Annotated in this window: 1 protein-coding gene; it reads left to right on the plus strand. The window is 62.8% G+C overall.

The window, feature by feature from the left end; translation table 11 throughout:
• On the plus strand, positions 1-231 hold a 231-nt coding region (locus AC2Q9J_RS18585; protein ID WP_499042218.1), incomplete at both ends, for a glutamate synthase-related protein.

Consider the following 231-nt stretch of genomic DNA (forward strand, 5'->3'; position numbering starts at 1 on the left):
TCAAGAGCGAAGTGAAACTGGCCGCAGCGGGCATGGTCCATTCAGGCGCGGGGATGGCGATGAATCTCGGCCTCGGTGCAGACTGGTGCAATGCCGGCCGCGCTTTCATGTTTGCGCTGGGCTGCGTGCAATCGATGAAGTGCCATGCCGATACCTGCCCGACGGGTGTGGCCACGCAGGATGCAACCCGCCAGCGTGGCCTGGTACCTATGGAAAAGGCCGAGAGAGTCG

The sequence above is a fragment of the Planococcus sp. RAB007_Raresut genome, from assembly GCF_057369535.1.